At 39.4% G+C, this 16,280-nt stretch carries 13 protein-coding genes, 25 tRNA genes and 2 rRNA genes (1 of these 40 only partly in view); 2 read left to right on the top strand and 38 right to left on the bottom strand.

Translation table 11 applies throughout. The annotated features are described in order from the left end of the window. Positions 1 to 65: 65 nt before the first annotated feature. The gene (gene fabI, locus IGL86_RS01235) at positions 66 to 818 is read left to right on the top strand and encodes an enoyl-ACP reductase FabI (RefSeq protein ID WP_002358338.1); all 753 of its coding nucleotides are present in this window, start codon (positions 66 to 68) and stop codon (positions 816 to 818) included. Between the two features lie 98 nt (positions 819 to 916). On the opposite strand, the gene IGL86_RS01230 is transcribed toward fabI, so the two are convergent. From IGL86_RS01230 to IGL86_RS01210, 5 genes are all read right to left on the bottom strand, one after another. Then, positions 917 to 1,330: a DUF4809 family protein gene (locus IGL86_RS01230; RefSeq protein ID WP_002377895.1), complete on the bottom strand. Its 414-nt coding sequence runs from the start codon at positions 1,328 to 1,330 to the stop codon at positions 917 to 919. Positions 1,331 to 1,359: 29 nt separating this feature from the next. Next, complete coding sequence (locus tag IGL86_RS01225) at positions 1,360 to 2,295, bottom strand: cation diffusion facilitator family transporter (RefSeq protein ID WP_002355191.1); 936 nt, start codon at positions 2,293 to 2,295, stop codon at positions 1,360 to 1,362. 142 nt (positions 2,296 to 2,437) lie between these two features. Next, positions 2,438 to 3,112, bottom strand: coding sequence for an HD domain-containing protein (locus IGL86_RS01220; protein WP_010713610.1), 675 nt, complete (start codon positions 3,110 to 3,112; stop codon positions 2,438 to 2,440). 12 nt (positions 3,113 to 3,124) lie between these two features. Further along, positions 3,125 to 3,637, bottom strand: coding sequence for a DNA-3-methyladenine glycosylase I (locus tag IGL86_RS01215; protein WP_002355189.1), 513 nt, complete (start codon positions 3,635 to 3,637; stop codon positions 3,125 to 3,127). A 12-nt stretch (positions 3,638 to 3,649) separates the two neighbouring features. Continuing rightward, complete coding sequence (locus IGL86_RS01210) at positions 3,650 to 4,141, bottom strand: methylated-DNA--[protein]-cysteine S-methyltransferase (RefSeq protein ID WP_033625558.1); 492 nt, start codon at positions 4,139 to 4,141, stop codon at positions 3,650 to 3,652. 111 nt (positions 4,142 to 4,252) lie between these two features. Here IGL86_RS01210 and IGL86_RS01205 point away from each other — a divergent pair, with 111 nt between their 5' ends. Beyond that, positions 4,253 to 4,846, top strand: a complete 594-nt coding sequence (locus IGL86_RS01205) for a bifunctional transcriptional activator/DNA repair enzyme AdaA (protein WP_016617431.1) — start codon at positions 4,253 to 4,255, stop codon at positions 4,844 to 4,846. Positions 4,847 to 4,863: 17 nt separating this feature from the next. On the opposite strand, the gene IGL86_RS01200 is transcribed toward IGL86_RS01205, so the two are convergent. The 33 genes from IGL86_RS01200 to IGL86_RS01040 all read right to left on the bottom strand — a co-directional run. Beyond that, positions 4,864 to 5,607: an alpha/beta hydrolase gene (locus IGL86_RS01200; RefSeq protein ID WP_033625559.1), complete on the bottom strand. Its 744-nt coding sequence runs from the start codon at positions 5,605 to 5,607 to the stop codon at positions 4,864 to 4,866. Between the two features lie 1,082 nt (positions 5,608 to 6,689). Next, positions 6,690 to 7,508, bottom strand: coding sequence for a histidine phosphatase family protein (locus tag IGL86_RS01195; protein ID WP_002355185.1), 819 nt, complete (start codon positions 7,506 to 7,508; stop codon positions 6,690 to 6,692). A gap of 20 nt (positions 7,509 to 7,528) precedes the next feature. Continuing rightward, positions 7,529 to 8,995 carry a glycoside hydrolase family 1 protein gene (locus tag IGL86_RS01190; RefSeq protein ID WP_033625560.1) on the bottom strand — a complete coding sequence of 489 codons (1,467 nt, stop codon included), beginning with the start codon at positions 8,993 to 8,995 and terminating at the stop codon, positions 7,529 to 7,531. 122 nt (positions 8,996 to 9,117) lie between these two features. Further along, positions 9,118 to 10,548: a 6-phospho-beta-glucosidase gene (locus tag IGL86_RS01185; protein ID WP_002355183.1), complete on the bottom strand. Its 1,431-nt coding sequence runs from the start codon at positions 10,546 to 10,548 to the stop codon at positions 9,118 to 9,120. 23 nt (positions 10,549 to 10,571) lie between these two features. Beyond that, complete coding sequence (locus tag IGL86_RS01180; RefSeq protein ID WP_002373155.1) at positions 10,572 to 12,470, bottom strand: beta-glucoside-specific PTS transporter subunit IIABC; 1,899 nt, start codon at positions 12,468 to 12,470, stop codon at positions 10,572 to 10,574. Positions 12,471 to 12,543: 73 nt separating this feature from the next. Continuing rightward, positions 12,544 to 13,386, bottom strand: a complete 843-nt coding sequence (licT, locus tag IGL86_RS01175; protein WP_002355181.1) for a BglG family transcription antiterminator LicT — start codon at positions 13,384 to 13,386, stop codon at positions 12,544 to 12,546. Positions 13,387 to 13,628: 242 nt separating this feature from the next. Continuing rightward, positions 13,629 to 13,700, bottom strand: a tRNA-Glu gene (locus IGL86_RS01170). Positions 13,701 to 13,715: 15 nt separating this feature from the next. Then, positions 13,716 to 13,803: transfer RNA gene (locus IGL86_RS01165), tRNA-Ser, on the bottom strand. Positions 13,804 to 13,813: 10 nt separating this feature from the next. After that, positions 13,814 to 13,887 (bottom strand) — tRNA-Ile (locus IGL86_RS01160). A gap of 13 nt (positions 13,888 to 13,900) precedes the next feature. Then, a tRNA-Gly gene (locus tag IGL86_RS01155) sits at positions 13,901 to 13,971 on the bottom strand. Positions 13,972 to 13,985: 14 nt separating this feature from the next. After that, a tRNA-Phe gene (locus IGL86_RS01150) sits at positions 13,986 to 14,058 on the bottom strand. Positions 14,059 to 14,063: 5 nt separating this feature from the next. Then, positions 14,064 to 14,137: transfer RNA gene (locus tag IGL86_RS01145), tRNA-Asp, on the bottom strand. Positions 14,138 to 14,185: 48 nt separating this feature from the next. Beyond that, a tRNA-Met gene (locus tag IGL86_RS01140) sits at positions 14,186 to 14,259 on the bottom strand. Positions 14,260 to 14,292: 33 nt separating this feature from the next. Further along, positions 14,293 to 14,382: transfer RNA gene (locus IGL86_RS01135), tRNA-Ser, on the bottom strand. Between the two features lie 12 nt (positions 14,383 to 14,394). Continuing rightward, a tRNA-Glu gene (locus IGL86_RS01130) sits at positions 14,395 to 14,466 on the bottom strand. Positions 14,467 to 14,480: 14 nt separating this feature from the next. Continuing rightward, positions 14,481 to 14,554, bottom strand: a tRNA-Ile gene (locus IGL86_RS01125). 9 nt (positions 14,555 to 14,563) lie between these two features. Beyond that, a tRNA-Gly gene (locus IGL86_RS01120) sits at positions 14,564 to 14,634 on the bottom strand. A 1-nt stretch (position 14,635) separates the two neighbouring features. After that, a tRNA-Asp gene (locus tag IGL86_RS01115) sits at positions 14,636 to 14,712 on the bottom strand. A 38-nt stretch (positions 14,713 to 14,750) separates the two neighbouring features. Beyond that, positions 14,751 to 14,824: transfer RNA gene (locus tag IGL86_RS01110), tRNA-Met, on the bottom strand. Between the two features lie 33 nt (positions 14,825 to 14,857). After that, positions 14,858 to 14,947: transfer RNA gene (locus IGL86_RS01105), tRNA-Ser, on the bottom strand. Between the two features lie 33 nt (positions 14,948 to 14,980). Beyond that, positions 14,981 to 15,054: transfer RNA gene (locus tag IGL86_RS01100), tRNA-Ile, on the bottom strand. A 20-nt stretch (positions 15,055 to 15,074) separates the two neighbouring features. Further along, a tRNA-Met gene (locus IGL86_RS01095) sits at positions 15,075 to 15,148 on the bottom strand. A 23-nt stretch (positions 15,149 to 15,171) separates the two neighbouring features. After that, positions 15,172 to 15,244: transfer RNA gene (locus tag IGL86_RS01090), tRNA-Ala, on the bottom strand. 13 nt (positions 15,245 to 15,257) lie between these two features. Then, a tRNA-Pro gene (locus IGL86_RS01085) sits at positions 15,258 to 15,331 on the bottom strand. A gap of 11 nt (positions 15,332 to 15,342) precedes the next feature. Further along, positions 15,343 to 15,416 (bottom strand) — tRNA-Arg (locus tag IGL86_RS01080). Positions 15,417 to 15,430: 14 nt separating this feature from the next. Beyond that, positions 15,431 to 15,516: transfer RNA gene (locus IGL86_RS01075), tRNA-Leu, on the bottom strand. A gap of 15 nt (positions 15,517 to 15,531) precedes the next feature. Further along, positions 15,532 to 15,603: transfer RNA gene (locus tag IGL86_RS01070), tRNA-Gly, on the bottom strand. A 4-nt stretch (positions 15,604 to 15,607) separates the two neighbouring features. After that, a tRNA-Thr gene (locus tag IGL86_RS01065) sits at positions 15,608 to 15,683 on the bottom strand. 6 nt (positions 15,684 to 15,689) lie between these two features. After that, positions 15,690 to 15,771: transfer RNA gene (locus IGL86_RS01060), tRNA-Leu, on the bottom strand. Between the two features lie 16 nt (positions 15,772 to 15,787). Further along, positions 15,788 to 15,860: transfer RNA gene (locus tag IGL86_RS01055), tRNA-Lys, on the bottom strand. 6 nt (positions 15,861 to 15,866) lie between these two features. Next, positions 15,867 to 15,939: transfer RNA gene (locus IGL86_RS01050), tRNA-Val, on the bottom strand. A 14-nt stretch (positions 15,940 to 15,953) separates the two neighbouring features. Next, a 5S ribosomal RNA gene (rrf, locus tag IGL86_RS01045) occupies positions 15,954 to 16,069 on the bottom strand. Positions 16,070 to 16,165: 96 nt separating this feature from the next. Then, a 23S ribosomal RNA gene (locus tag IGL86_RS01040) occupies positions 16,166 to 16,280 on the bottom strand; it runs 2,798 nt beyond the window's last position.

Below are 16,280 nucleotides of genomic sequence, written 5' to 3'. Positions count from 1 at the left end.
TTTTACATTTTGATGAAGAAAAGCCTATTCTATCAACAAAAATTTTTTATTAAAGGAGATTTTATATGTTTTTACAAAATAAGAATGTCGTCGTAATGGGTGTTGCCAACAAAAAAAGTATTGCTTGGGGCTGTGCAAAAGCATTAAAAGATCAAGGGGCCAATGTTATTTATACGTATCAAAACGAACGCATGAAAAAGCAAGTGGTTAAATTAGCAGATGAAAATGATTTGTTGGTGGAATGCGATGTTGCTTCTGATGCATCCATTCAAGCAGCCTTTGAAACAATTAAAAATGAAGTGGGTACAATCGATGGACTAGTCCATGCGATTGCTTTTGCCAAAAAAGAAGAATTGTCTGGAAACGTTAGTGACATCACTCGTGATGGTTTCCTATTAGCACAAGATATTAGTAGCTACTCTCTTTTAGCAGTCACTCATTATGCGAAACCTTTGTTAAATCCTGGTTCAGGAATTGTCACATTGACGTATTTAGGTTCCGAACGTGCGATTCCTAACTACAATATGATGGGGATTGCTAAAGCTTCTTTAGAAACTGCCGTGAAATATTTAGCTTTTGAATTAGCTGCAGATAAAATTCGTGTCAACGGAATCTCCGCAGGAGCGATTAAAACATTGGCTGTGACTGGTGTAAAAGACTACGATCAATTGATTAGTATTTCTAATGAGCGGACACCAGATAAAACAGGCGTAACCATTGAAGAAGTCGGAAACACTTGTGCCTTTTTAGTCAGTGAACTAGCTAGTGGTGTGGTCGGTGACATCATTTATGTCGATAAAGGCGTTCACTTAACTTAATCATTTTTTGTCTTTATTTTCTATTTATACATTAAAAAACAGAGATTGGACAATCTCTTTCACTCATTGATTGTCCAATTTCTGTTCTATTTTGTACTTTATTCTATAATAAAATTGACAGTTCCAATTCCAAAAACAGTTGTTAGGATTTGATTGACTTGTTCAAAAAGTTTTGGTAAATCTTCCAGTTTATTTTTAGATTGGATTTTTTCAGAACCGTTATCGTAGCTTAAATGATTGTACGTTTCTTTAAAGGTTACTGCTGTGTCTTCTTTTCGATAAAGGATATATTCGTCATCTAGCATATCCATTTGTAGCTCCTGTTTAAATCCATTTCTGGCAACAACAGCAGAAACTAGATGAGCAACAGTCAAGCCATCTAACGGAATGTCCACTCCATTCATTGCTAATGTGTAGACGGTATCTTCCACTAAGCCACAGGCGTTGCAACCACCACTGGTTAAATCTACTGTACTTGTTATAATTGCCTCTTGCATCGTTTCTTCCCCCATATTGTTTTTTAAAGTTATTCTTTCATTTGTTATTTACGAACGTAATTCACATCATAATCGTCAACTTCAATATAGATATAGATTTTTTTATCAGGCATTTTACTGCGAATGTCTCGTTCAATCGCATTCACAACATCAGGTGCATCTTCTTCCATTGGTTCTACCACATCAATTTTTGCCGCTACTAAAATTTCAGTTGGGCCTAAATGAACGGTCTTTACATCAATTAGTTTTTCAACATCCGCCCGATCAAATGCGGTTTTAATTTTTGCTAAATCTGTAGCGGTCACACTTTCACCAATAATCAAACTATAAAATTCTTTCGCTAAGAAAATGGCTGCACACATTAATAGTAAACCAATCAGTAAACCACTGATAGCATCAAATGCAGCAATCCCAGTTACCATTGTTAAAAGGGTTCCCACCAAAGCTAAACACAAACCAATAACCGCACAAAAGTCTTCCGTAAAAATAATTAAAATTTCACTGTGACGACTTTCTCGCAAAAATTTTAAGAGCGATAACTTCTCTGTATTCAATTCTTTGATTTCTTTCATCGCTACACGCAAAGAGCTACCTTCCACAAGCAAACCAAAAATTAAAATACCAATGACAATAGCCACATTTTCTACTTCGTGAGAGGGATGCAGTAACTTCTGAATAGCCTCCATTACGCCTAACGCACCCCCACCAAAAAAGAGCATCGTTGCAACAATTGTACTAAAAAAGTATTTTGCACGGCCTTCTCCAAATTGATGTAACGCACTTTGTCCACGAGAAGCGCGCTTATTCCCAAAAAGTAATAATACCTGATTACTACAGTCCACGACACTGTGGATACTTTCATTCATCATAGCGGTACTACCACTTAAAGCAAAACCAACAAATTTACTAATCGCTACTAAAATATTCGCAATCAGTGCGGCAATAACTGCAAACATGCCACTCGATTTTTTTGTCTCCATAATTACCTCCTATATGTAACGTAAAACTAAGATAAACCACCCGTTTATTCATCCATCATTTTACCACTTCTGAGGTATTTGTAAAAAAGAGTTCTCTTAAAATTCAAAAAGAAATGTACTGACTGTTTTAGTTGGCCCTCATTTATCGGTGTCCATCCCACTCTTGATAAAATTCCTCCAGATAAAGTTCCATAAATTGATGACGCTTTTCCGCCAATAAGCGACCATAATTTGTATTCATTTGTTCCTTTAACTTTAAAAGTTTCTCATAAAAATGCATAATAGCAGTATCTTCCCCATTCCGGTATTCTTCTTGGGTTAACTGTTCACGAGGTTGTTTGTGAGGATCGTGAATTAAACGGCCTTTATTTCCCGAATAAGCCATCACCCGTGCAATTCCAATTGCGCCGATGGCATCTAGTCGATCCGCATCCTGGACCACTTTTCCTTCTAATGTAGTAACTGTTTTCCCAGTATTTCCTCCTTTAAAGGACATATTAGCAATAATGGAAAGGATGTGATTCGTTTGCCCTGTTGATACGTTATTTGCTTCCAACCATTGTTGCACCTTTAGCAAGCCAGCCTCTTCACTTTCGTTAAATTTTTCATCGCCAATATCATGTAACAATGCTGTTAATATACATAAAAATAAATTTGCTTGTTCTTTCTCTGCAATTGTTTTTGCTAATTGTGTCACTCGATAAATATGCCACCAGTCATGGCCACTTGCTTCGTTGGCTAATTCTTGTTGAACATAACGCTCTGCTGCTTGAATAATTGTTTGTTCTTCAAAACTAAGAGATTCATTTTCAAACATCCTAACACTCCTTTATTCTGGATTTAAAATTTCCACCTGGATAATCCCGCTAGCTTTCAGAAACATATTGGTGACAATCGGACCTACAAAAGAAAATCCTCTTTTTTTTAAGTCTTTTGCTACGTTATCTGACAAAAGCTGTGTGCGCGGGACTTGGTATGCTTCTTCATAAATAGATAAAACGGGGACGTTTTTTACAAATTGCCATAGATAATTGGCAAAACTGCCAAATTCTTCTTGTACTTTTAAAATTGCTTGCGCATTTTTAATGGTTGCTTCAATTTTGCGCCGATTGCGAATCATATCTGGATCAGCTACTATTCGATCGACTTCGTCAGGCAACAGCGCGGCAACTTTTTCCGGCTTCATTTGGCAAAAATTTTTCATGAATGCTACTTTTTTCCCTGCGGCTGCTTTCCAACTTAAACCAACTTGAAAAACACCCACCGTCAACAATAAAAACAGCAAATCATCCTCTCTTGTCGGTTTTCCCCATTGTTCTGTATACCATTGATAGTTGTTCATCGCCGCCTCCTTTTAAGACTGTTCAAATGTTAATAATGCTTGTTTCATTGCTAAACCACCACGGTAACCGGTTAATTGTCCCTTGCTGCCGATGACTCGATGGCAAGGAATGACCATTAATAAAGGATTTTTCCCAATCGCTGTGCCAACTGCTCGAACCGCACGTGGACGCCCAATTTTTTCTGAAATTTCTTGATAGGTCATTGTCTCACCATAAGGTATTTCTTGCAACGCCTGCCAAACTTCTTTTTGAAAGGGCGTTCCTTCGATGTCTATGGGGCAAGCAAACGTTGTCAAATGTTGGTTAAGATAACTTATTAATGCTTCTTTATAAGGCGCAGTTTTCTTTTCAGAAGCTTCTAATTGTGCTTGAGGATACCAGTTTTTCAGCTCTTCTATCGATTGATTGGCTGAACCTACAAAAGCTAGTCCAGCGTCTGTCACACCAAGATAATAGTGATCGTTCTGCCATTCTTGTTGCGCATAATAAATCTTTTTTACCATATTTCTACACTTCTTTCTCGTGTTTTTCTTATCTTCATTATAATTCTTTTGGCTTTCAAAATCTTGCGCTCCTATCACTTTTTACTTGTTTTTATTAGGGATTCTTTTACAATGAAGAAAACGGGAGGTGTGTTTACAATGAAAACAACGTATCGACTTACTCAGAAACGTTGGGAAGCCATTCAAAATAATAATACGCAATTTGATGGTGATTTTTTTTATGGTGTGACCACAACTAAAATTTTTTGTCGTCCTTCGTGCCCTTCCCGTGTGCCCAACAAGAACCACGTTCTGATCTTCAAAACGGCTCAGGAAGCTTTAACACTTGGTTTTCGTCCATGTAAAAGATGTCAACCAACCGGGCAAGTCGTTCCTAACGAGGAATGGGTTGCTCAAATTAAGCAATTTATTGATCGGCATTCAGCGGAACCATTAAGTTTAGACTATTTAGCGCAAGCCTGCCACGGTAGTCCCTTTCATTTGCAGCGAACCTTTAAGGAACAGACAAAACAAACCCCGTCAGCTTATTTAACAAGCGTCCGAATTAGGCAAGCCCAAGAATTGCTTCTCCATTCACCCCTTACGATTCAACAAATCGCGAAAAAAGTTGGCTTCCAAACCGCAGCATATTTTGCCACCACTTTTAAAAAAGAAACAGGCGTAACCCCCTCTGTTTATCGCAGTAAAAATGAGCCGAAAAAATAACATTTCGGCTCATCGGATTATTTATTGGAGCGTGATTGTAGCCATGCTACAATCAATTGACTGATTTCTGTTTGCTGTTGCTCGTTAGAAATTGTCGCTTTGTTGTCTCCTTTTTGGACACCGTAATTACCAAACCCTGCATGGTTACCACCTTTGATAGATGCATACTGCGTATCTTTTGGCAAAAACTGTTTGGCTTTTTGGTAGCTAGTCCAATTTAAAACACCATCGTTTGTGGCTGTTATTGACAGAACCGGCAGATCTTGCTTGTTTAGTGCACCTTTTTCGTCAGGATAGCTGGCTAAATAAATCACGCCTTTGATTCGTTGCTCATTTTCCGCTACAAAACGACTAGCCATCACACCACCCAGAGAATGCCCAGCCAAAACGAAGTTTTGTTGTGGATGATCCTTTATAATTTGTTCTGCAGCATTTGGTGCAAGCACCGCTAAATTCAAAGGAAAATGAACAATATAGACATCATAACCTTTCGTAGCAACTTCTTGCGCCCATTCACTATAACTAGCGGGCGCAACCAATGCACCTGGATAAAAAATCAGTGCTGTATCATTTTTTTGCCCGTTTGTGTAATAATCATAATTTTTTTCTTGCGTGGCACTTTGACTTATTTTTAAGGCCGAATCGGTTGCTTGATACGTACTATTTTTAATAAAAATAGTCAAACCGATGACTAATACCGCTAAAAAAAGCCCGATTCCTAGGACAATTTTTTTCCAACGTGATTTTGTTCTATTTTTCATCTCATTTCCTCCCAATGAAAAAATTCTTCTTTCTGATTCTACCCTTAATAAAAAAAGAACACAACAATAGGAGTTGGTGAAGCAATACTTCTGTTGCTCCACCAACTCCTAAATAGACTGTTTCTCGACGCCAGGGATTATTTTGTCTCTTTTTCGCCTGCTTCTAAGTAGCTGATAATAACCGTCTCAAATCATCATTTATTTTTCCTACACTTCCCTTATTAAAATAACAATGAAGCTGAAAGCAGAAATATCAACACCGAACAGATCAATAAAGCCCTGTTATTTGATAAAGTATAGTCTAAATAGATATACTCGCCAATGAAAAATACTATCAGAGCTAACGAAGCCCTCAATAAACCAACATTTTCAAAAATATATTCTTTGAAAATGAAGGAAAGGACTCCCAAAATAAGGAATGATAGTAACATTGACTTAACAATAAACCATTGCTTCCTCGCCATTCTACCACTTCTCTCTAATGAAATTAATTATATCGCTTCACTTGAAACCATCAATACACTTTCTTAAACTTTTTCATTAATATATAAATTATTTTTCAACAAACAGTCTTACTTTCATAAATTTGTCTGTTGTAAAAAATAGTAGCATACACTATTTTAAATAGACATAGCTATTATTCTATTTTATAGGGACACATTACTAATATAAGCAAGCATAGTAACAGCCTTATACAATTTAGATAATAAATAACAACCTATTTCATTAACTAAAACAACAATAGTCATAAAAAGGACTGGTTTTTAACAGATACATGTCACAATGTTTTCATGCTATTTATTTAATAGTTGATTCACTAATTAAAAAAATAATTTCTAATTTTCGCTTAATATAAATGTAAAAATACCCCATCAGAACATGCTTTTATTCAGTTAGTAAAAAAAACGGTCCAAAATCTAGTCAGCATAGTTATGCGATAAATCATTTTTGAGCTCGAACCACTTCTATTTAAAAATGTGATGAGGTAAGCCTTCACTTTAATAAAAAACAATAGGAGTTGGTGAAGCAACCCTTTTCTTGCTCCACCAACTCCTAACTAGACCGTTTCTCGATGCCTTAGATTATTTTGATTCTTTTTCGCCTGCTTCTAAGTAGCTGACATCATTGACTTTATCCAAAGTATACTCGCCATTTTTGTAATGAATCGTTGTAACACTAGCATTCTTCAAACCGCCTTCTGGGACTTTAAAATCATCAAATAAAGTTGCTAACAACGCTGAAATACTCAAGCCATGAGAGACCACTAAAACATTGCCATTCCCAGAATTGGCTGATTCTGTGGCAACAATTTTATCTAAGCCTTTTTTCAAACGTTTGGTAATTGTAGCATAGTCTTCTGCAGGCCAGTTATTCTTGCTTTCCTCGCGCTGTTGATCCAGTTTAGCTACACTGTTGGCAAAGGATTCAGGGGTCATGTTTTTCATAAATTCTTCTAAGGAAACACCTTGATCATCAGCAATATCCTGCCACATTGTCTTGTTTAAATCCCCTTCATAGCTACCAAAATTAAATTCACGTAAATCTGGGTCACGCACGACTTCAAGGTCTTTGCCTGCTTTATTTTGATCTAAAATAAGTTGAGCAGTTTGCAAGGCGCGGCCACTATCACTACTATATGCATTTTGAAAGGCAACATCTTTCAGGCCAATCCCAGTTGCGGTCACAACTTTTTCACCTTCTGGTGTTAAGACCGCATCTGACCATCCTTGTACGCGGTCCGTCGTATTTAACATAGTTTTTCCATGGCGCACAATGTAAAGAGTTAGTTCTTCAGGTTTTGTCTCTTTTTCTTTTGTCGTTGCTTGCTGATTTTTACCACAACCAACCATTACTAAAATGGCCAGAAAAAGCATCCCCACAATCGTCAATCGTTTTTTCATTTTTTATTTCCCCTCATTTTCTACTCAGTTGTTAAGTTTTCACCATTACTAGCGATAACTTGTTTGTACCAATTAAATGATTTTTTCTTAGTTCGTTTCAAGGTTCCCTGACCTTCGTCATCCATGTCTACATAGATAAAGCCGTAACGTTTTTTCATTTCGCCAGTCCCTGCTGAAACTAAGTCAATACAACCCCATGGCGTATAACCAATTAAGTTAACCCCGTCTTCTTCTACTGCGGTTCTCATGGCTTCAATATGTTGTTTAAAATAATCAATGCGGTAATCGTCGACAATCGAGCCATCCTCTTGCAATGTGTCCACCGCGCCAAACCCGTTTTCAACCACAAACAATGGCATATTGTAACGATCTGACAACTGACACAATGAAATTCTTAACCCTAAAGGATCGACAGCCCAGCCCCATTCAGATTCTTGCAAATAAGGATTTTTAACCGCAGGCATTTGGTTGCCTCCGACATATTTTACTTCTTCGGGATAAGCAGTCGAAACAGTCGACATATAATAACTAAACCCGATATAATCAACTGTTCCTTTTTGAATAATCGCTAAATCCTCTGACTCCATTTGAATTGTCATTCCTTCACGCTCAAATTCTTTGAGCTTATGCGCTGGATAATAGCCCTTAGTCTGGACATCCATATAAAATTCTTGCTCTCGGTTAAATTGAACAGCTGCCATCACGTCCTCAGGTTTGCAGGACAAAGGATAACTCGGTATATAAGCCACCATCATACCAATCTGGAAATCTGGATTGATGGAATGTCCCAATTCAACTGCTTTCGCACTTGCTACAAATAGATGATGCGCTGCTTGATATTTACTTTGTTTATCATTATTGTGAATCCCAATTTGCGTCCAACTTCTTAAAAAATTAATTTCATTAAAAGTCATCCAATACTTCACTTTATCCTGATAACGCGTAAAAATGGTTTCGCAAAAGAAAACAAAGAAATCAATCACTTCACGATTTTTCCAACCATCATATTCATCGGCCAAATACATCGGAATATCAAAATGGTTAATCGTCACAACGGGCTCAATTCCATGGCGCAGCAAAGCATCAAAAACTTTATCATAAAAGGCTAAGCCTTCTTCATTAATCTCTTTTGTTCCATTTGGGCAAATCCGGCTCCAGGCGATAGACAGCCGAAAACATTTGAAACCCATTTCTGCAAATAAGGCGATATCTTCTTCGTAATGATGGTAAAAGTCCGTCGCTACATGACTAGGATAGTATAACTCTTCATCGATATAGCCAATCGCTCCTTCTGGTAATGCTTGATCGCGCGTACACGAAGCTTTTTGGCCCTCTTTAGTTAAATACGTAATCCGTCGCGGTTCTGTTTGACTACCACCAGTAATTGCATCTAATGTACTCAGACCTTTGCCTCCTGAAAGGTAGCCACCTTCATATTGGTTAGCAGCTGTTGCACCGCCCCATAAAAAATTTTCTGGAAATCCCATAAAATCCCTCTTTCCCTCTGTTTTTAGGCATCACAAAGAAACCATCAAGGGAATTGACGCTGGCAGAAGAGTCCTTGTTTTTTCTACCAACGTCAAACGCCCTTTAATAGTTGCTAATTTTATTAATTACTTAAATCTTCACCATTTGTTGCGATTACTTTTTTGTACCAATCAAACGATTTCTTCTTGCTTCGTTTTAACGTACCATTTCCTTCGTTATCGCGATCCACATAGATAAAGCCATAGCGTTTTTTCATTTCACCTGTTCCAGCTGATACTAAATCAATACAGCCCCAAGTCGTATAGCCTAACAAGTCGACACCATCTTGTTCAACGGCATCTTTCATCGCTTGAATATGCGCCGCCAAATAATCGATACGATAATCATCGACTACATAACCATTTTCGTCTGGTGTGTCTACCGCTCCTAAGCCATTTTCAACAATGAATAGTGGTTTTTGATAACGATCATATAAGTCATTCATCGTAATTCTCAAACCAAGTGGATCAATTTGCCAACCCCATTCACTGGCTTTTAGATAAGGATTTTTCACAGAGGCAAAGATGTTACCAGCTGTTTGTTCATTAATTTCTGGATCTGTTGATGTGACACGAGAAGAATAATAAGAGAACGAAATGAAGTCCACCGTATGTTCTTTTAAAAGTTCTTCGTCGCCTTCTTCCATTTCAATTTGAATACCTTTACGGGCCATTTCTTTTAAAGCATACGCAGGGTATTCCCCACGTGATTGGACATCAATAAAGAAATAATTTTCACGATCTGCTTGTCGAGCAGCGAAAACATCTTCTGGTTTACAAGTATAAGCGTAGTTGGAACCAGCCGCTAACATACAACCTACTTGGTTTTCAGGATCTACCTCATGAGCAATTTTTGTCGCAATTGCACTTGCTAGTAGTTCATGATGGGCCGCTTGGTATTTCACTTGTTCTTTGTTTTCGCCTTCTTCAAAGTATAGACCTGCTCCCATAAATGGTGCATGTAAAATCATATTAATTTCGTTAAATGTTAACCAATATTTGACTAATCCTTTATATCGGTTGAAAATTACACGGCAAAGATTTTCATAGAAACCTACTAACTTACGACTACGCCAAGCGCCATATTCTTCCACTAAGTGCATTGGGCAGTCAAAGTGTGTAATCGTTACTAGTGGCTCAATCCCATATTTATGACATTCTTTGAATAAGTCTTCATAGAACTTCAAGCCTTCTTCATTCGGCTCTGTTTCATCTCCCATTGGAAAAATTCGACTCCAAGCAATGGATAAACGGTATGTTTTAAAACCCATTTCACCAAATAAGGCGATATCTTCTTTATAGCGATGATACATATCAATTGCCTCTTGTGCAGGATAGAAATGTTCTTCATCAAAGTTAAACATTTTCTTTTCACCAGTGATTACTGGAAAACGATCTGGACCCGTTGGCGCTAAATCGACGTTTGCCAAACCGCGTCCGCCTTCGTTATAGCCACCTTCACATTGATTGGCTGCTGTTGCGCCACCCCATAAAAAGTCTTTTCTAAATGCCATAAATTCTCTTCCTCCACATCTTTTTATATTAAAGCGGTCAGCAAATCATCACTTGTTGAAACTTCATTACTGCCGACTTCCAAAATATCTAAATAATCCGCTGTATTCGTCACAACGATTGGAATTTGTGTACTAAACCCAGCTTTTTTAATTCCTTCTAAATCAAAGGTTACTAATGTTTGACCTTTTTTCACGCGGTCACCTTGTTTTACAAAAGCTTCAAAGCCTTCGCCTTCTAATTGAACTGTATCAATCCCAATATGAATCAATAATTCTGTGCCGTTATCTGAAATCAAACCTAATGCATGTTTTGTTGGGAATAGTGTGACAATCGTTCCATCAAAGGGTGCAACCACTTTGCCTTCCGTTGGTTCAATCACGACCCCATTTCCTAATGCTCCATTTGCAAAAGCAGGATCCTCTGCATTTTTTAAAGATAACACTCGTCCTTTGACTGGACTTGTAATATTTTCTTTTTTAATCGTTGTTTTATCAATAATCACTTCTTCTTCCTCAACTGTATCGTCTTTCCAGAAGAAGAATGTTAGACCAAAACCAACGACCGCTGCAATGGCAATTGCAATAAAGGACTGAATCATCCCACTTGCATCATCACCATTGATAAAGTTTAGCACACCGAAAATTCCTAAACCACCCATTGTATAAGCTGTCACATTGTTGATCATCAAATATAAACCACCGACAGCGCCACCAATCATTGAATAAATAAATGGCCATTTTTTTGGTAAAGTGATTCCATAAATTGCTGGCTCTGTTACACCAAAAATACCAGAGATAATTGCTGGCGGACACAAAGCTTTTAACTTTTTATCTTTCAATTTGAAGAACATCGCTAAAACAACCGCTGTTTGCGCAAAACTAGCTGCAAATGATCCCGTTAATACTTGGCTTGAACCTTCTTGTGTCACTTGCATAATAGCTAATGGCACAACGCTCCAATGTAAACCAAAAATAACTAAGACTTGCCAGAAGAAACCAAGAATCAAACCATACAAAGCTGGTGAGAAACTCATTAATGCTGTAAAGCCAGCGCTTAATAAATCTGTTAGCATGCTAACGATTGGCCCAATTACTAAGAAACCAATTGGTAAGGCAATCAACAAGACGAAAAACGGTACTAAGAACGTTTGAACAACTTCTGGAATAATACGTTTAAACACTTTTTGAACTTGTGCCGCAAAAGCAATAATGAAGATGATTGGTACGACACTACTTGTATAGTTCGCACCGACCCAAGGAATCCCCATAAATGTATCATAGGCAGGTAAGCCGAATAAATTATACGGCGCTGCGGCTCCCGCACCCGCTGTTGTTTCAAAGGCCGTTTGTAATGCACTTCCTTGAATCGTTGGGTAACATAGAGCTGCGCCAATCACGATCCCTACCATTGGATGCAACCGGAATTTTTTAGCTGCTGTATAACCTAAAATAACTGGCATAAAGTAGAAAATTGCATCGCCAATCCCATTTAACATGGTATAAGTCCCTGACGTAGCCGTATAGAGCTTTAAGAAAACCAATAAGGCATTTAACCCTTTGACCATCCCAGCCGCTGCTAACGCCCCTAAAAAGGGTTGGAAACAACCACTTAAAATATCTATTAAGCGATCAAATAAATTCCCACTGGAAGCTTCTTCTTCACGTTCTCCTGACAAGCCTGCAATACTAACTACTTCTTCGTAAACGGCTGGAACATGGTTCCCAATAACGACTTGGTATTGTCCACCGCTTTTCATAACAGTTACCACACCGTCCATATTTTTTAAGACATCATCATTCGCTTGACTCTCATCTTTTAATTTGAAGCGAAGACGTGTGATACAATGTGTCAAACTATTAATATTCTCTTGCCCACCGACATTTTTTACAATTTTTTCTGCTAGTTCATGATATTTTCCCATCTTTTTTTCCTCCAAAAATTTATTTTCATTTGAAGGTTTAGCCAACTGAATGTCACTATCCAAAGTGGTGCGTTTATTGTTCCGTTGTTTGTACAATTCGTGCAATGTGAATCGTTAGGTACAAGCGTTCTTCATTTGAAACTTGATAGTCATAGTTCTCATTTAAATACAAGCTGATCTTTTCCACGCAACGATAGGCGTTGAGATATTTCTTTTTAATTACCGCATACAGTTCTTCATCATCATTTTCGACAACTTCACGTTGGTGTAATAAGCGATAACAGAAAAATTTTAAATGTGTGCTAAATCGATAAAAGTAGACAGAGTCTTCATCAAAACTTACCTTAAAATAGTATTTGACGATATTTGTAATCTCTTGCATCAACTTTGTCAATTCGTAAATATTACCGACTTCTTCCTCCATCTCCGCATTTACCAAGTGCAATGCGATAAAACCTGCCTCATCCGTTGACAATTCCATTCCTACGCGCTTTTGTACCATTTTTAAAGCATTTACTCCTACTTCGTACTCTTCAGGAAAAAAACGTTTAATATCCCATAATAATAAATTCTTAATTGCAATTCCTTGTTTTTTTCTTTCTAAAGCTGTGTACAAATGATCCGTCAGAGAAATATAAATGGTATCATTCAAACTCTTTTTCAACGTTGATTTTGCATAAACAATAATGTCATCCGAGAGTTTCATCATCTCTAAAGGAATATTTCCTAACAATTCTTGAAACTTAAGTGATGTTTCTTGATTGGCTAAATAAAAAACTTGATCGATACTTTCATCAGGAACCCAATCCCCAATGCGTTTCTTAAAAGCAATTCCTTTGCCCATAACAATTTGCTCTCGTTTATCATCATCTAATGTAATAACCACATTATTGTTTAAAATTTTGTGAATAATCAATGCCCCACCTCCTTTGTGTTTCGTTGAAAAAAGAAAAACCCAATTTCTTCAAAAAGAACGACACACCTGTCGCTTCATGAAAAAATTAGGTTTAGCTTGTCTTTAAACAATCACTATCCATCTATTTACTTATCCCTACATTCAAAGAATAACATATTTACAACAAATGTCAACGCTTTCAACGACATTTTTTTGTAATAAAAATAAAAAAAGCATACAAACAATGTTTGTATGCTTCACTATGACCCGTACGGGACTCGAACCCGTGTTACCGCCGTGAAAGGGCGGTGTCTTAACCGCTTGACCAACGGGCCATTAAAAAGAAAAAACGGAGAAGGAGGGATTTGAACCCTCGCGCCGGTTTCCCGACCTACACCCTTAGCAGGGGCGCCTCTTCAGCCACTTGAGTACTTCCCCAAGAAATAAATGGGCCTAAATGGACTCGAACCATCGACCTCACGCTTATCAGGCGTGCGCTCTAACCAGCTGAGCTATAGGCCCCAAATAAGAAAAAAGCGGGTGACGAGAATCGAACTCGCGACAACAGCTTGGAAGGCTGTGGTTTTACCACTAAACTACACCCGCAAATTTTTCTTGGATGGCGCGGGACAGAATCGAACTGCCGACACATGGAGCTTCAATCCATTGCTCTACCAACTGAGCTACCGAGCCAAAAACGGTCTGGACGGGACTCGAACCCGCGACCTCCTGCGTGACAGGCAGGCATTCTAACCAACTGAACTACCAAACCAATTCGTTTTTGCTTTATGCAAATGTATGCTTTAAAAAATAAAAGCAATTGCGGGGGCAGGATTTGAACCTACGACCTTCGGGTTATGAGCCCGACGAGCTACCTGACTGCTCCACCCCGCGATAATTAGACCAAGGAAACTTAATTCCTAAGAAAGGAGGATAAGGGATTCGAACCCTTGCACGGTTTTACCCGCCTGACGGTTTTCAAGACCGTTCCCTTCAGCCGGACTTGGGTAATCCTCCGTAACAAAACTATGACCCGTACGGGACTCGAACCCGTGTTACCGCCGTGAAAGGGCGGTGTCTTAACCGCTTGACCAACGGGCCATTTTATAAAATTATGGGCCTAAATGGACTCGAACCATCGACCTCACGCTTATCAGGCGTGCGCTCTAACCAGCTGAGCTATAGGCCCAAAAAGAAAAGCGGGTGACGAGAATCGAACTCGCGACAACAGCTTGGAAGGCTGTGGTTTTACCACTAAACTACACCCGCATGGCGGTCTGGACGGGACTCGAACCCGCGACCTCCTGCGTGACAGGCAGGCATTCTAACCAGCTGAACTACCAAACCATACTTTTCTTTTTATGTGCTTTTGAAATCAAAAGCAATTGCGGGGGCAGGATTTGAACCTACGACCTTCGGGTTATGAGCCCGACGAGCTACCTGACTGCTCCACCCCGCGATAATTAGACCAAGGAAACTTAATTCCTAAGAAAGGAGGATAAGGGATTCGAACCCTTGCACGGTTTTACCCGCCTGACGGTTTTCAAGACCGTTCCCTTCAGCCGGACTTGGGTAATCCTCCATGATAAAAATAAAACTATAAACAACGTCACAATGGACCTTGTAGGACTCGAACCTACGACCGGACGGTTATGAGCCGTCTGCTCTAACCAACTGAGCTAAAGGTCCAGGCTCTTCCAAATGTATAATCGCGGCGGAGGGGATCGAACCCCCGACCTCCCGGGTATGAACCGGACGCTCTAGCCAGCTGAGCTACACCGCGAAACTCTTATATTAAAATAAGAATGGAGCCTAGCGGGATCGAACCGCTGACCTCCTGCGTGCAAAGCAGGCGCTCTCCCAGCTGAGCTAAGGCCCCATGAAAATTATTATCGGGAAGACAGGATTCGAACCTGCGACCCCTTGGTCCCAAACCAAGTGCTCTACCAAGCTGAGCTACTTCCCGTATATAACTAATGCACCCAAAGGGAGTCGAACCCCTAACCTTTTGATTCGTAGTCAAACACTCTATCCAGTTGAGCTATGGGTGCTAAATATAAAGCAATGCCGAGGACCGGAATCGAACCGGTACGGTGATCACTCACCGCAGGATTTTAAGTCCTGTGCGTCTGCCAGTTCCGCCACCCCGGCGTAATGAATTGGCTAAGCGGAAAACGGGGTTCGAACCCGCGACCCCCACCTTGGCAAGGTGGTGCTCTACCACTGAGCTATTTCCGCAAAATGGTGCCGGCTAAAGGACTTGAACCCTCGACCCTCTGATTACAAATCAGATGCTCTACCAACTGAGCTAAGCCGGCTAAATATGCGGGTGAAGGGACTTGAACCCCCACGCCTTGCGGCGCTAGATCCTAAATCTAGTGCGTCTGCCAATTCCGCCACACCCGCAAATGAAATATGAATATGAGCCGTACAGGGCTCGAACCTGTGACCCTCTGATTAAAAGTCAGATGCTCTACCAACTGAGCTAACGGCTCAAAAAATGGAGGTTAACGGGATCGAACCGCTGACCCCCTGCTTGTAAGGCAGGTGCTCTCCCAGCTGAGCTAAACCTCCAAAAACAACAATTCGCGTGGCGACGTCCTACTCTCACAAAGGGAAACCCTTCACTACAATCGGCGCTAAGAAGCTTAACTTCTGTGTTCGGCATGGGAACAGGTGTATCCTTCTCGCTATCGCCACCACACTGGGTGTTGTTTCTTATTGAGTTGAATCTTCATTCACTCAAAACTGGATTGAAGTTTGAATCAAAATAACCAAGTTGCTTTTACTTATCCATTCTTTGGTTAAGTCCTCGACCGATTAGTATTGGTCCGCTCCAACTATCACTAGCCTTCCACTTCCAACCTATCTACCTGATCATCTCTCAGGGGTCTTACTTTCTTAAAGAAATGGGA

It is taken from the genome of Enterococcus sp. DIV0774 (assembly GCF_050539095.1).
Classification (GTDB): Bacteria; Bacillota; Bacilli; order Lactobacillales; family Enterococcaceae; genus Enterococcus; species Enterococcus faecalis.
The sequence above is the reverse complement of the archived record's forward strand: the minus strand, read 5'-3'. Positions and strand labels throughout refer to the sequence as shown.